The organism is Vibrio sp. 10N.261.51.C6, from assembly GCF_041471785.1.
Classification (GTDB): domain Bacteria; phylum Pseudomonadota; class Gammaproteobacteria; order Enterobacterales; family Vibrionaceae; genus Vibrio; species Vibrio crassostreae_C.
The window spans coordinates 1-15,101 of record NZ_JBFRPB010000051.1 but is presented as its reverse complement, the minus strand read 5'-3'; the positions used below and the strand labels follow the sequence as shown (position 1 = coordinate 15,101).

The window sequence follows — 15,101 nt, the reverse complement described above, 5'->3', positions numbered from 1 at the left end:
TCTGATGACTTATGCGCTTTCTTTTTAAGGCTCAAACGTCTGTAAATGAACGTAAGGCACCAAGCCTAGAACTAGAACTCAATAAGCTTAAACAATCGGCTTTTGACCGCGTTCAATCAGCTTCATCAACACGCTGTCTGCAGATTTACCTGCCACGCCCGCTAGTTTGTCTGAAAGCTTTTTCTTCTGTACGTAGTGGATCGCTAGAACCGTTTTGTCCTTACATGCCGCTACGACTAAGTCATCAGAAGTGCTGATCTCATCCACCAGTCCAAGTTCATGTGCTTGTGTACCAAACCAATGTTCACCCGTTGCTACTTTTTCAAGATCTAACGCAGGACGATGGTCACGGATGAAGTTTTTGAATAGGCCATGTGTCTCTTCTAGCTCTTCTTTAAACTTCTCACGTGCTTTATCGCTGTTCTCACCAAACATAGTAAGCGTGCGTTTGTACTCACCCGCCGTTAGCTGCTCGAACTCAATATCGTGCTTTTTAAGTAGTTTGTTGAAGTTTGGCAGTTGAGCGATAACACCAATAGAGCCAACAATAGCAAACGGTGCAGATACAATTTTGTCTGCGATACATGCCATCATGTAACCGCCGCTTGCCGCCACTTTGTCTACCGAGATAGTCAGAGGCAAACCTGCCGCTTTGATACGATCAAGTTGAGAAGACGCTAAACCATAGCCGTGAACCATGCCACCGCCAGACTCAAGTTTCAGCAATACTTCATCACCTTCACGAGCCACAGCCAGAACCGCCGTTACCTCTTCACGTAATGAAGCCACTTCTTTCGCATCAATGCTGCCGTTAAAATCAAGAACGAATAGATGTGGTTCACGCTTACTATCAAGCTCACCCTCTTTCGCTGCTTTCTTCACTTCTTTACCGCGTGATTTTACTTTCTCTTTTTCCGCTTTCTTTTCTGCTTTATCACGGGCTTTGATGAAAGCATCATCGTGTAGATGGTGCTCTAGTTGTTCAATCGTCTGTTTATGATGTTCAGATAGGTTCGTGATTTCCAGCTCACCTTTAATCGCGCTTGATTTCCCACCCACAGATTTAGCAATCACTAAAATTGCGATGATGGCGATTACAACGGTCGCAATCTTGGCTAAAAACAAGCCGTAGTCCAACAAAAATTCCAATGTCATATCCCCTATTGTATGAATTAGTGTATTGTAACCATCTTGTCACGATTACCAAGAATTTCTCATCATTCCTGCGGTTATCTGTGTGATTAAACATCAATGGAATGACGAACATAATAAAAGAAAGAAGGATAAGCACAGTGGATTACCCAATCTCTACAGATGCCCTCAAAGATAAAGTAATTTTGGTTACAGGTGCCGGTGCTGGCATTGGTCGCCAAGCAGCACTAAGCTTCGCTCAACATGGTGCAACTGTCATTCTGTTAGGCCGCAATGTTAAAAACCTTGAATTCATTTACGATGAAATCGAAAGCGCTGGTTACCCACAACCTGCGATTATCCCATTGGATTTAAAAGGTGCGACAAAGCAGAACTACGTTGATATGGCTGAAACCATTCAATCACAGTTCGGTCGTTTAGACGGTCTACTTCATAATGCTGGCGTTCTTGGCACTCTGAGCCCGTTTGAGCAGATTGATGAAGAAACCTTTGATGATGTTATGCAGATCAATGTGAAGTCTGAGTTCTTGATGACTCAAGCTCTGCTACCTGCACTTAAAAAAGCAGAAGCAGGTCGTATCGTATTTACCTCTTCAACGGTTGGTCACTCTGGTCGTGCATTCTGGGGCACTTACGCAATTTCTAAGTTTGCTACCGAAGGTATGATGCAGATCCTAGCGGACGAGCTTGAAGACACGAACATCCGTGTTAACGCAATCAATCCAGGCGGCACTCAAACACGTATGCGTGCAAAAGCGTACCCAGGAGAAGATGCGAATAAGCTAAAAACGCCACTCGACATCATCCCACTGTACCTACACTTAATGAACCCAAGTGTGACAGACATTAATGGCCAATGTATCGATGCTCAACCTAAGTAACTTGATATCATTGACCAATAGTAAAAAGTCGCTTCCATAGCGGCTTTTTTTGTATCTAAATCAATCAACTAACACTGATACCAATCGTAGTAAATAACTGGTCATCCTAGCTTGTTAAAACACTCGATAACGGCGTTAGAAATTTTGATTGTAGAATAACTACTTATCGAAAATTTCTGCCTTGTTCTCAAGCATTTTTCCTGCGCTATTTATGATCACTTACTTACTGTGATTGGTATTATTCCCCTAATTTTCGTCATTTTGCTTTGCATCTTTTCCATTGTTAAATATACTGTATAAATATACAGGTATTTAATTATGCATGAACTAATAAAAAACTTACAAGACCGCCAGCTAATCTGGAAAGGGTTACAATCAACAACGCAAGGAAGCACCACTTCAACAGGCTATCCTCAACTGGATAAACAGCTTGATGGCGGCTTCCCGACGCACGGCGTTATTGAAGTTGAATCACAACAAGGGATCGGCGAGCTTCGCCTACTGACGCCCTATTTATCTCAACAAAACTCGCAAAAACTGGCCATATTCATTAACCCGCCAGGGAAGATCTGTGCTGAGTTTTTTAACAGCCAAGGCATTGAATTAGAAAACATTCTCGTTATCCAGCCTCAACGCGATCTCGATGCGTTGTGGGCGGCTGAGCAGTGCCTCAAAAGCGGTGCTTGTCACTCTGTATTGCTATGGGGAGCCGATCTAGAAATACACCAAACCAAGCGCTTACAAGCAGCAAGCGAAACCGGTAAGTGCCTGCAGTTTCACTTTAAAGCCACCAGCCATAATCAACTATCCCTACCCGTTTCTTTAAGCATGAAGCTGTCTTCTCACGCCCAAGGATTGAAGGTAGAGGTAACAAAAAGAAAAGGCAGTTGGTCGTATGGCGGCTTTATTCTAGACATGACACACAACTGGCCGTTACTCACAGAGAACGTCATTCATGAAGACAATTTAGATCGTGCTTTGTCAGGTAACACTGTGCTGGCTTTTCCTATTGCGAAGCAAGGCTAGCGTATGTTGTGGCTTTATCTGCACTTTCCGTCCCTGCAGTTGGATACCTTGTTTAACTCTAATGAATTGGGTTCGAGCGAAGACTCACGCGAACAACCCATTATCATCGTGGATGAAAAAGATCACCGAGTACTGCAAGCAAACCCAGTTGCGTTGCAATCGGGAATTTCACTTGGTACGGGCTTAGGATCTGCGGCGGCGCTGTGTCACAACTTACACGTCCACCCTTACAGTATTGAACTGGAGAAAAGTAAGCTTAAAGAGATCGCTCAATGGGCGTATCTGGTCACTTCCGACATGGCGTTATTGCCACCTAATGGTTTGTTGATTAAAGCCTCTAACATGCTGTCACTTTACGACGGGCTAGATAACTACTGGCATGAGCTCAAAAGCCACTTAGAAACGCTCAATATCCAGTTCAGCTTCGCTACGGGTTATTCGCCGCTTTCTGCGATCCTTTTGGGTAAGCAAGCGATCAACCAAGCAACAAACAATATTGAGCAGATGAAAACTTGGGTCAATCAACAAGCATTAATTTCCAGTGAGCTACCGACAAAGCAAGTGGAACGCCTGAACCGTGTCGGTATCAATACCGTTGAAGACTTATTAAAGCTGCCTTTGCAAGAGGTCGCACGCCGCTTTGATATCGACTTGGTGAATTATGTCGGTCGCCTTAACGGCCAGTTCAAGCACCCGATTGATTTCTATCATCCACCAGAGAATTTCCAGCAATATTTGGAGCTATTGTTTGATATTGAAAGCATCCTATTTATCGAAAAGCCGTTGCTGAAATTACTGAATCAACTCGAATGTTTTTTGAAGCTACGCGATCGAGTGGCTTTCGAGTTAACTCTGACTTTACACCTAAGAGATAAAGACGATCACCCTGTCTCTTTTTATTCGGCACAAGGTGATTACCTTGCTGAAAAATGGGCGAACCTTACTCATCTCACCTTAGAGTCACTCAAGCTCACCGCACCGGTTCAAGGACTGACCCTCAGCTTGGTTCGTCATGGAGAACCCCAAATGGCCTACCATGATCTTTTTGATGGTAATACCGGAACACTTGCCGCGTTAGATTTGCTCTCACTACTGCAAGCAAAGCTTGGACAAGCCTGTATTCAAACACCAAAAATACAGCACGACCCAAGGCCAGAAAAGGCCAATCAGTATTCGCTCCCAACACTGAGTAAGTCTGTGACAAAAAGGCAAGCGCCCTCAAGGAGCGAGCAACAAACCACAGCTCTCAGCGTCGTTCAACAGCGGCTCAGGCCCAGTATTTTACTGCCAGAGCCCGAAGCCTTAACCGAAAGCGTCACCTTATCTCAAGGCCCAGAGCGCATTGTGTCTGGCTGGTGGGACGGAGAGAAGGTCATTCGTGACTACTTTATTGCTCACAGCGAAAACGGTCGGTGGCTCTGGATATTTAAAACGCCAGATAAACAGTGGTTTTTGCACGGCTTATTTAGCTAGTCGGTAAGAACGTAAGTCAGCAAGAAACTTTGTTAGCTCCTCCGTTCTACTTATTCAATTTCAGCGTCCCTTTTCAATCATGTTCACTCGCAATGGTTAAGTGAGATTACGTTATGTCTCAGCAATACTCAGAGCTTTTCTGTCAAAGTAATTACTCCTTTCTAGAGGGAGCTTCGCATGCGGAAGAGCTTGTTTTACAGGCCGACTTCTTACGTTACAAAGCACTCGCGGTTACTGATGAGTGCTCAGTCGCGGGCATCGTTAAGGTTCACTCTGCAATCAAGCAACATAAACTGTCACTCAAGCAAATTGTCGGGAGCATGTTTTGGCTAAATGAAGAGTGCCAAGTGGTCTTGATATGCCCAAACAGACAAGCCTACGCCGAGCTGTGCCGTATTATTACCAACGCGAGACGTCGTAGCAGTAAGGGACATTATCAGCTCTCTGAGTGGGATATCATGTCGGCTAAGCACTGCTTTATTCTTTGGCTTCCTCAACAGAAAAATGAAGACGCGCATTGGGGGAAATGGCTCTCCCAGCACCATTCAGGTCGGCTTTGGATCGGCTTACAAAGACACCTAAAGCAAACCGACCAGCAGTACACAGATTACTGCGTTGAGCTGTCACAACATCATCAACTGCCGATAACAGCTTGTGGTGGCGTGCTAATGCACAATGCTAACCGCTTACCCTTACAGCACTCACTCACTGCGATAAAGTACCAAAAGCCCATTACCGAAGTGGGCAGTCACTTACTCGCTAATGCCGAGCGCTGTTTACGGAGTATCAATAAGCTCTCTCATATCTTCAAAGCGGAGTGGCTAGAAGAGAGCAACCGTATCGCTGAGCTGTGTGAATTTGATTTAAATAGCTTGCGATACGAATATCCCAGTGAGCTGATTCCTCAAGGGGAGACACCCATGAGTTATCTGCGCATGTTGGTCGAAACAGGAAAACAGACTCGCTTCCCACAAGGTGTACCTAACGACATCCAACAAATCATAGATAAAGAATTGGGATTAATTGGCGAGCTTGACTACCCTTTCTTTTTTCTCACCATTCATGACATCGTGATGTTTGCCAAAAGCCAAGGCATTCTTTACCAAGGTCGAGGTTCAGCGGCCAATTCCGTGGTCTGTTACTGCTTAGAAATCACCTCTGTCGACCCAAGACAGATCTCGGTGCTGTTTGAGCGTTTCATCAGTAAAGAGCGCGATGAGCCGCCTGATATTGATGTCGATTTTGAACACGAACGTCGTGAAGAAGTCATCCAATACATCTATAAAAAATACGGTAGAGAACGGGCTGCGCTTGCCGCAACGGTCATTTCATATCGCTTCAAAAGTGCAGTAAGAGATGTCGGTAAAGCGTTAGGACTACAGGAAACCCAACTTGATTACTTCATCAAGAACACCAACCGTAGGGACAAAAGCTTAGGTTGGCAGGCTCAGCTCACTCAATTAGGGCTACAACCTGATTCTTTGAAGGGGCAGCAGTTTATCCACTTGGTTAATGAGATTATCGGCTTCCCACGTCACTTATCTCAACATGTCGGTGGCTTTGTCATATCCTCAGGGCCTTTGTATGAGCTGGTTCCCGTCGAAAATGCAGCAATGCACGATCGAACCATTATCCAATGGGATAAGGATGATCTAGAAACCTTAGGCTTGCTGAAAGTTGATGTGCTCGCGTTGGGTATGCTCTCTGCGATTCGTAAATGTTTCGACCTGATCAAACGTATTCACGGGCGATCACTGACCATTGCTGAGATCACTCGCCTTAAGGACGATCCTCAGGTTTACGGCATGATTCAGCGAGCAGACACAGTCGGGATATTCCAAATTGAGTCACGCGCACAAATGAGCATGCTGCCAAGGCTTAAACCGAAGACTTATTACGACTTGGTGATTCAAATCGCTATCGTACGCCCAGGCCCTATTCAGGGTGATATGGTGCATCCGTTTCTCAAGCGTCGAGATGGCATTGAGCCAATCAGTTATCCATCTAAAGACGTGGAATCAGTACTGTCGCGTACCTTAGGTGTACCTATCTTCCAAGAGCAAGTGATTAAACTCGCGATGGTGGCTGCAGGGTTCACTGGTGGTGAAGCAGATCAACTCAGACGCGCAATGGCCGCTTGGAAGAAAAATGGCAACGTCTTTAAGTTTAAAAACAAACTCATCGAGGGAATGCAAAAGCGCGGCTATGAAACAGAGTTTGCCGAACAGATCTTTAAACAGATATGCGGCTTCGGCGAGTACGGATTTCCGGAAAGCCACTCGGCTTCGTTTGCGGTGTTAGCGTATTGCTCAGCTTGGTTGAAATGCTACTACCCTGAATGTTTCTACGCTTCTTTGTTGAACAGCCAACCCATGGGCTTTTATAGCCCATCACAGTTGGTACAAGATGCACAGCGACATAATGTGGTGATACTTCCGGTATGTGTGAACGCTTCTCAAAACGACCACACGGTTGTCTCTCATCAGAATGGTCTAGCGATTCGCTTAGGGCTGCGACAAATCAAAGGGTTCAGCGAGCATGGGATTCAAAGCGTGATCGCCAATCGTCCACCATCCGGTTATCGCCACCCTAGCCAGGTGAAACAGTTATCGATGAATAAGAAAGATATCGAGCTACTGGCATCGGCCAATGCGCTACATAACGTCTCTGGAGACCGCTTCCAAACTCGCTGGGCGATAATGGATTCCGCGTCTGATCTACCTCTGTTTAGCCAGGTCTATGACGATACTGAGGATGAGCATGGCGAACACACACTGCACAAGCCCAACGAAATGCAAGATCTACTCGAAGACTTCACCAGTGTCGGAGTTTCACTGAACAAGCATCCAATCACTTTGCTCGAAGAAGCGGGACGATTAGGTCGATTCACACACATGAAAGATTTAATACAACAAAGACACAAATCTATGGTCACCGTTGTCGGATTAGTCACAGGTAAACAATCTCCCGGCACCGCGGCAGGTGTCACCTTTGTTACGCTGGAAGATAGCACTGGCAATATTAATGTCGTGGTATGGGGAGCAACCGCACGCGCTCAACAGCAAGCTTATCTCACAGCCAAAGCGTTAAAAGTACAAGGGATATTAGAAAAAGAAGGTGAAGTCGTGCATGTTATCGCGGGAAAACTTATCGATATTACCGATGAAATTGTTGGCTTGAAAACCAAATCTCGGGATTTTCATTAGCGAAGTACCAACTGTTCTCAATCGATCATTGGCTAAAGAAAAGAGAGAAAGAAAAACGAAAAAGGGAAGCATCCGCTTCCCTTCAATTCCAGTTGTTGAGTTATGACTCAACTTCAGCTTCCGTACGTCTTTTCTTAAATTCCCTATACAGTAATAAGCTCAAAGTCATGACGACTTTAGACGTTAACCATATCATTAAGAGGAACTACCTTAGATTGTGTGTGAAAAATTACGCTAGTAGTTGAGCATATTTCGTTAAGAAAAATATGCTGCGTGAATATTCGCAAGCGTTTTCTATAAGGTCACTCAAAACAAACCGTACAGCAGCATTAATTATAAAATCTGACGCATTCGCTCTTGAGTCACTTCAACCAAGAGGTCTGGCTGGAACTTAGAAATAAAGCGGTTACACCCTACTTTCTCAACCATAGCTTCATTAAAACTTCCACTTAATGAAGTATTTAGCGTGATGAATAGGTCATGCATTCTTGGGTCAGTACGTACTTCGTGTGTCAGCTTGTAGCCGTCCATTTCAGGCATTTCAGCATCGGTGATCATCAACAATATTTCTTGATTGATGTCTTTGCCTTCATCACACCAGCCCTTAAGTAAGGTCAGTGCTTCTAAGCCATCACAACACTCAATAATGTTCAAACCCAACTGCGACAAGGTGCCTTTGATCTGGTTACGCGCTGTTGAAGAGTCATCAACGATAAGCACGTTACGTCCTATCATCTCCTGAGCTAATTGTTCATCTAAAACGCCTTCAGAGATCGAGACATCGTAATCAATGATCTCAGCCAACACTTTCTCAACATCGATGATCTCGACGATCTTGTGCTGCTCTTCTTCTTGAATATGCGTAATAGCGGTTAGGTAGTTTGCACGACCTGTTGTCTTTGGCGGCGGCTGGATTTCTGTCCATGTCGTGTTCACGATATTACGAACTTGCCCAACCAAGAAACCTTGTACGGTTCGGTTGTATTCCGTAATAATCAGGTTGCTCTCTTGAGACTCCGCACGAGATGGCGGAAAGCCAATGGCACTGCGTAAATCGATAACAGGCACCGATTCACCACGTAAAGACGCAACACCCGTAATATGATGATGAGAGCCCGGTAAGCGAGTGAGTACTGGCACTTTGAGGACTTCTTTCACTTTAAATACGTTAATCGCAAATAGTTGACGACTATTTAAGCTGAATAACAAGAGTTCCAGACGGTTTTCACCGACCAGTTTGGTTCTCTGATCAACCGAATTTAAAACGCCAGACATACAACACCTTAGTGACAAATAATAACTGTGGCTACAATAGCCTACTTCAATAGGTTAAAGCAAAGCGCCAATGCACAGAATGCTTAAACTAAGTACAACAAATGATGTTATACAAAGCTTAAGTACATGGAAAGGTTCAAGGTAAGGCTACAAGACGAGAAAAAGGGGTTAACCTTCAATAACTTTCATTAACAGTTGGCCATCGTATAAGGCCTGCTTGATGAGCGCAGCACCTGGCATGGTTGCCTGCTTATAAAAACGAGATTCCACCAGCTCTAAGTCTTTATGGTAAACCGATAGACTCTGCTCTTCGATACACTTTTGAATCGCCGGGTATAACACGCTCTTCGCCTGATTGATAACACCACCCACCAAGATTTTCTCTGGGTTGAACAGGTTAATCACAATCGCAATCGCAGAACCTAGATAACGGCCTAACTGTTCAATCACTTCGACAGCCAGCGGATCCCCATTAGCAGCGGCAGCACAGATCTGTTCAATAGTGACGTCTTCAAACACCGTTAGCGTTGATTCTTCACCATTTACCAATCGCTCTTTGACTTGCTCACGGATTGCCTGAGAACTCGCCACCGTTTCTAAACAGCCTCGATTACCACAGTGGCAAAGCTTACCTTCCTTGTCGATCTGGATATGCCCCAACTCACCGATGTTACCGTGACGTCCTTGCAGAACGCGACCATCAAGAATGATCCCGGCACCTAAACCGTGGTGAATCGAGATAAGAACAGAGTTGTCGTTGTCTTGTGAGTTACCAAACAGCTTTTCTGCTAATGCCCACGCTCGGGTATCATTGGCAATAAAAACTGGCAAACCGGTTTCTTTGTAGATCTCCGGCCCCAACGCTAAGTTTTCAACGTTATAGTGCGGCATCTGCAACACAATACCTTGCTCTGAATTCACCAGACCTGGCAGTGTGATAGCGATACTCGTCACCCTGTCGAGTTGCTCGGCATAGGTTTGGAAGAACTCATCGATTTCATGGAGAAGACGCGCAAGCACATCGTCTTGATCACGTTCATGGATATCAATCTTGGTATCGATAAGCACGTCGCCGCCCAATTCATGGAGCGCGATCGTCAAGTATCCGCGACCAAGACGCATCGACAAAAATTGCCAACCTTCGTTATTAGTTTGCAGACCGACAGCAGGACGCCCACGAGTCGTGGCTTCTTGAACCGTCGTTTCGTGAATAAGGTGAGCTTCAATGAGTTCACGGGTAATTTTAGTAATACTCGCCGGAGCCAACTCACTTTGCTTGGACAGATCGATACGAGAAATAGGACCTTTAAGGTCAATTAGTTTATATACACGACCAGCATTGACCTGTTTGATATGATCAATATGGCCCGGTTGAGCCATGTACATTTTACGCTCCAGAAATCATCAACGAGGTAATTTTTTTACTTTGCGAAGTAATTGTGAAGTCACTTGGTATATCGCCGTGACCAGTATCACGTATATACATGAATCTTTGTGTATCGAGTCAAATAGTTCGAGGAAAATTAACACCCACATCGATAATTTGCGACTTAATTTTCAGAATAAAACATCGCGTTTGAGCCCTGAATTCAATAATTAAAGGCAAATCAAGAAATATCCTCCTAGCTCCCAATAAATTATCAATTAATGCATATACTTAATTCAGTCTTTTAAAAGATTACTTGGCCTCACTCTAGGAGTATTCATGACAGCCGAATTAAGAAAAACGAAAATCGTCACAACGCTAGGCCCTTCTACTGATAAAGGTAACGTGCTTGAAGAGATCATCAAAGCCGGTGCCAATATTGTTCGTATGAACTTCTCTCACGGCACCAGCGACGACCATATACAACGCGCAGAAAAAGTCAGAGCAATAGCAAAAAGACACGGTACTCAAATCGCCATTCTCGGAGACTTACAAGGTCCCAAGATTCGTGTGTCGACATTCAAAGATGGCAAAATTCAACTTGCCGTAGGTGACCTATTTACTCTCGACAGCAGCCTAGGTTTAGGTGAAGGCAATCAAAAAGCCGTTGGCCTTGATTACAAAGAACTGCCTAACGACGTATCCGCCGGCGATATACTGTTGCTTGACGATGGTCGTGTTCAACTCAAAGTAACCAAAGTGGAAGGCTGTCGCGTTCATACCGAAGTCATCATTGGCGGCCCACTCTCAAATAACAAAGGCATCAACAAAAAAGGGGGTGGCCTTTCCGCAGAAGCGCTAACAGAAAAAGACAAGCGCGACATCGTCACCGCCGCACAAATCAAAGTGGATTACCTAGCGGTGTCTTTCCCTCGTAATGGTGAAGACATGCACTATGCTCGTCAGCTTGCACGAGAAGCCGGCTTAGAAGCTCACCTCGTCGCAAAAGTGGAGCGAGCAGAGACAGTAGCTACAGTTGAGAACATGGATGACATCATAATGGCCTCAGATGTGGTCATGGTGGCTCGTGGTGACCTCGGAGTGGAAATTGGCGACCCTGAGTTAGTCGGAGTACAAAAACAGCTTATACGCCGTGCCAGAGCGCTTAACCGAACTATCATCACCGCAACTCAGATGATGGAATCAATGATTTCTGCGCCAATGCCAACCCGTGCCGAAGTTATGGATGTTGCCAACGCCGTACTCGATGGCACCGATGCTGTGATGCTGTCTGGTGAAACTGCAGCTGGTGACTACCCAGTCGAAACCGTAAAATCGATGGCTGAAGTCTGTATTGGTGCGGAAAAAATGGCAGGCATTAATAACCAATCCAATTACCGTATTGACCGCACCTTTGTTACTGCCGAAGAAACCGTTTCGATGGCGACCATCTACTCTGCAAACCATATGGAAGGCATTAAAGGCGTTGTCACTCTCACCGAGTCAGGCCGCACCGCACTGATGATGTCTCGCCTGAGTGCCGACATGCCGATCTACGCGCTGTCTCGTAACGAAGGAACGCTTAATCGCTGTACCTTATACCGAGGTGTGACACCAATCTACTTCGAGACAGAAGCCGAAGACAGCTTTGACATTGCACTATCTACACTCACTTGCTTGAAAGAGAAAGGACACCTTAAGTTTGGTGACCTAGTGATCGTCACTCAAGGCGACATTATGGATGTAGCAGGGTCAACCAACTGTATGAGAATCTTGCCTGTCACCTAATATTTGACCTTAAGGCGAAACGATTCGCCTAATCTCAAAAACTTAAAAGGGTTATCGAACCAAGTTCAATAACCCTTTTTCATTTCAGAACACGACTCACTAAAATCTGCTTAAACAGCATAACGAGCTCACAGCATGCTAGCTCATCAACTTCGGGAATTAGTTACCCGCAGCAATGGTGGCTAACTGTGGCATATGCGAGTTGCGAGCGTTTTCCGTTGAGGTATAGGTCTCCACAAATCGGTAACCGGCTTCTAAACCCAATTCGTAATCATGCAGTAAATCATCTTTATGACTCATTAATGAGCTCGATTTAAGCGTTTGACTAGGTGCTATCTGAACCACAAACGCGTCGTCTGGTGGCGAATTCAAAAAATCCTGAGTCAATGAGTAGGTCTGATAATGCACCATCAGCATGTCAGCCAACCCTGAATCAAACTTATCTCCGATTAAATGACTTAAGCGATAAATATCATCTGCACCAAATAGCCAGCGACCACCGTTCAGCAGGTCTAAATGCCCACGGTCACGCTTCTGCTCTTTTGAGCGCATAATTTGTTGTTGGAAGAAAGAGGTCCAGTCGGTTTTCCACTGTTCCACTTTCTGTTGCCAATGGCCTTGAACAGTGTCGAAAGATTCGCGGAACCACTCCAGTTCTTCTGCAGATATAGGTTTAGGCGCTTTGACTGAAGATCCTTTAACTGGTGCTTCAACCAAATGGGTATTACCTTCCTCCACCACTGGCTCAGTACGAATCACCACAATAGAACGAGCTTGTCTTCGCCACGCTTCCTGAACTGGGATACACGCCGATACACCACCGTCCACATAAGCACTGTCACCAATAAAGACTTCGTCATTGTACAAGCGAGGAATAGCACAGGTCGCAATCATCACCTTGTACCAATCTTCGCCCAATAATGGGAAGTAGTGGTCTCGTAAGTCTTTGGAATCCGTTACAGCCGCATAGAAGTGGCGATCGCCTAGCGTTTGTCGCCCTAAATCCAGATCGAGCTTATATGGGTAAGCCATGATTTGTTCTAGCGCCCATTCTAATCCTAGGTTCTTTCTGTGTCGTATATAGGAAAAGAGATTGAAGAACTCTGGTGAGGTTGTGAGGTCGAGAACAAAAGAACGTCCAAGGCCTTTATCACGGCACAGATAAGCACATAAGTTGAGAGCACCTGCTGAGGTACCAAAAAATTCGTCGAAGGGGTCAAAATTTGAGAGAAGAAAGGCATCCAGCACTCCAGAAGTAAAAATACTTCTCTGTCCGCCACCTTGAGCGACCAGTGCTGTTTTTCCAGCAATAAACTTAGCGTAATAATCCAAGTCTATTGCTGTATCAATATTGGTTATAATCCCACTATTCATTATTCCCTGAGTATCAAAACTCAGCCTCGCAATAGATGGTATTAACTACCAATCGCAATAAAGCCAAATGAAAGAATGATCATGTAGATAAACACGGTAATTTGTAGGGCATTTTTCAGATTATGGTCCATAGACACCTCTGGTTTATTATTAATTTGTCGAGTCTCTATTTAAGTACTATCAGGTGTGTGAAGTATCTTCAAGAATCGTCGAAATTAGTCGCACAATATTGATGTAACCATCACAATTAGTAAGTGTATGGATAAGGATATACTCATGAATAACAAAGCAAATATGATGGCACTGATTACGCTTCTCTCCGTTTCAAGCGCGTATGCTTCGCCGGAGATCATCATTACACCTATGGTAGGTTATACCGGCGGTGGCAGTGTCGAAGACCAGGACGGTAAAACCTATGACATGAAAGGCTCTGAAAATTACACCTTTGCCATTGAAACGCCACTTGAAAAAGGACGCATCGGCTTCTTCTACTCCAATCAGAGCTCGGAATTAGAAACGCTTAACCTAAGCTCCTCCATCCAATACCTGCACCTTCAAAGCAGCATCTACTACCCTGCTTCGCCTGTGTTGTCGGGTTATCTAGGGCTAGGCCTGGGTGCTTCTTACGTCGATGTAGACTGGGCAAAAGATAAGTATGGATTCTCAACTTCTATCTTTGGTGGCTTAGAGTACAAATTTAGTGACCGACTAGCGTTGAACACACAAGTACGTTGGTTAGGCACGGTTGTCGACAACGATACCTCCGGTGTTTGTAATATCCCAAATAACGGGCAAGAGTGCATCATTCGCTTTGATACCGACTGGATGAACCAATTCCAAGCCAATGTCGGACTGAGTTTTACTTTCTAAGCGGCTCAATGAAGCAAAGATATAAGATCGGCCCAAACTAAAAAACCAGCTAAATGCTGGTTTTTTCATTATTAAAACGGTTTTAGTTCAGGTTAGAACTTATAGGTAACACCTAAAGCGCCGCCCACTTGCAACTCAACACCTTTATACATATCGAGTTCAGGGTGAACTTGAGCGTAAGCATTCCAACCTTCGTAGAAATTCACTTTCACGCCTAACGGCAAGCGTAAGCCAAAGTCGTCATTCCATTCAGCCCAAGCACCAGCACCGACGTACCAGCTCAACGGAGCTTCAGTCTCGAACTGACCACGCTTCAAAATGTAATCAAAGGCAGCGCCGTCATTGCCAATCGTAGCACGGTATTTCTGATCAAATTCCACAACGACACTCAGGTCTTGGTCAACGGCAAGTCCAACTTCCAAAGCTGGAGCTTCAGAAGCGTGAGCAAACGAGGCTCCGCTGCAGCACATAAGGCCGATCAAGTAACGATGTTTCATAATATTCTCAGACTGTGTTTAAAAGCGGTAGTTTACTGGAATAATAACGAAAGGTGTCATCGCTAGGTAAAAGATAAAAGACACGAAAAATTTAAGAGCAACCATCAACTGATCGAGTTGAATGATAAGTATCTGAGTTAATGGAGATTAAGCACAATAGATCTTTCATAGAGCAGAATCGAGTAGGAGGAGG

Annotated in this window: 12 protein-coding genes; 6 read left to right on the top strand and 6 right to left on the bottom strand. The window is 44.9% G+C overall.

All coding sequences use genetic code 11. From position 1 onward, the window contains the following. Positions 1-87: 87 nt before the first annotated feature. Positions 88-1,155, bottom strand: a complete 1,068-nt coding sequence (gene sohB, locus AB4375_RS13695; RefSeq protein WP_181360070.1) for a protease SohB — start codon at positions 1,153-1,155, stop codon at positions 88-90. 137 nt (positions 1,156-1,292) lie between these two features. Between sohB and AB4375_RS13690 the strand changes: the two genes are divergently transcribed. From AB4375_RS13690 to AB4375_RS13675, 4 genes are all read left to right on the top strand, one after another. Further along, on the top strand, positions 1,293-2,033 hold the full coding sequence (locus AB4375_RS13690; RefSeq protein WP_017062135.1) for a YciK family oxidoreductase: 741 nt from the start codon (positions 1,293-1,295) through the stop codon (positions 2,031-2,033). 318 nt (positions 2,034-2,351) lie between these two features. Beyond that, positions 2,352-3,059 (top strand): translesion DNA synthesis-associated protein ImuA, encoded by a 708-nt coding sequence (gene imuA, locus AB4375_RS13685; RefSeq protein ID WP_372051808.1) that lies wholly within the window; start codon positions 2,352-2,354, stop codon positions 3,057-3,059. Between the two features lie 3 nt (positions 3,060-3,062). Further along, positions 3,063-4,532, top strand: coding sequence for a DNA polymerase Y family protein (locus AB4375_RS13680; RefSeq protein WP_372051806.1), 1,470 nt, complete (start codon positions 3,063-3,065; stop codon positions 4,530-4,532). A 113-nt stretch (positions 4,533-4,645) separates the two neighbouring features. Then, positions 4,646-7,738, top strand: a complete 3,093-nt coding sequence (locus AB4375_RS13675; protein WP_372051805.1) for an error-prone DNA polymerase — start codon at positions 4,646-4,648, stop codon at positions 7,736-7,738. A 333-nt stretch (positions 7,739-8,071) separates the two neighbouring features. Here AB4375_RS13675 and AB4375_RS13670 read toward each other — a convergent pair whose 3' ends face one another. Both AB4375_RS13670 and AB4375_RS13665 read right to left on the bottom strand, forming a co-directional pair. Beyond that, a complete protein-coding gene (locus AB4375_RS13670; RefSeq protein WP_017062139.1) occupies positions 8,072-9,013 on the bottom strand; it encodes a chemotaxis protein CheV in 942 nt (313 codons plus the stop codon). A gap of 168 nt (positions 9,014-9,181) precedes the next feature. Beyond that, positions 9,182-10,399 carry an ROK family protein gene (locus tag AB4375_RS13665; protein WP_017062140.1) on the bottom strand — a complete coding sequence of 406 codons (1,218 nt, stop codon included), beginning with the start codon at positions 10,397-10,399 and terminating at the stop codon, positions 9,182-9,184. 319 nt (positions 10,400-10,718) lie between these two features. On the opposite strand from AB4375_RS13665, the gene pyk reads away from it, so the two are divergent. After that, positions 10,719-12,167 carry a pyruvate kinase gene (pyk, locus tag AB4375_RS13660; RefSeq protein ID WP_017069045.1) on the top strand — a complete coding sequence of 483 codons (1,449 nt, stop codon included), beginning with the start codon at positions 10,719-10,721 and terminating at the stop codon, positions 12,165-12,167. Between the two features lie 159 nt (positions 12,168-12,326). Here the strand turns inward: pyk and AB4375_RS13655 are convergent, their stop codons facing one another. Both AB4375_RS13655 and AB4375_RS13650 read right to left on the bottom strand, forming a co-directional pair. Further along, positions 12,327-13,541 carry a patatin family protein gene (locus AB4375_RS13655; RefSeq protein ID WP_017069044.1) on the bottom strand — a complete coding sequence of 405 codons (1,215 nt, stop codon included), beginning with the start codon at positions 13,539-13,541 and terminating at the stop codon, positions 12,327-12,329. A gap of 41 nt (positions 13,542-13,582) precedes the next feature. Beyond that, entirely contained in the window at positions 13,583-13,672 is a 90-nt protein-coding gene (locus tag AB4375_RS13650; protein WP_100214626.1) for a YnhF family membrane protein, read from the bottom strand. 145 nt (positions 13,673-13,817) lie between these two features. Here AB4375_RS13650 and AB4375_RS13645 point away from each other — a divergent pair, with 145 nt between their 5' ends. Next, positions 13,818-14,411 carry an outer membrane beta-barrel protein gene (locus AB4375_RS13645; RefSeq protein ID WP_017067207.1) on the top strand — a complete coding sequence of 198 codons (594 nt, stop codon included), beginning with the start codon at positions 13,818-13,820 and terminating at the stop codon, positions 14,409-14,411. A gap of 92 nt (positions 14,412-14,503) precedes the next feature. Here the strand turns inward: AB4375_RS13645 and AB4375_RS13640 are convergent, their stop codons facing one another. Next, positions 14,504-14,908 (bottom strand): hypothetical protein, encoded by a 405-nt coding sequence (locus tag AB4375_RS13640; protein WP_017069043.1) that lies wholly within the window; start codon positions 14,906-14,908, stop codon positions 14,504-14,506. Positions 14,909-15,101: the final 193 nt, after the last annotated feature.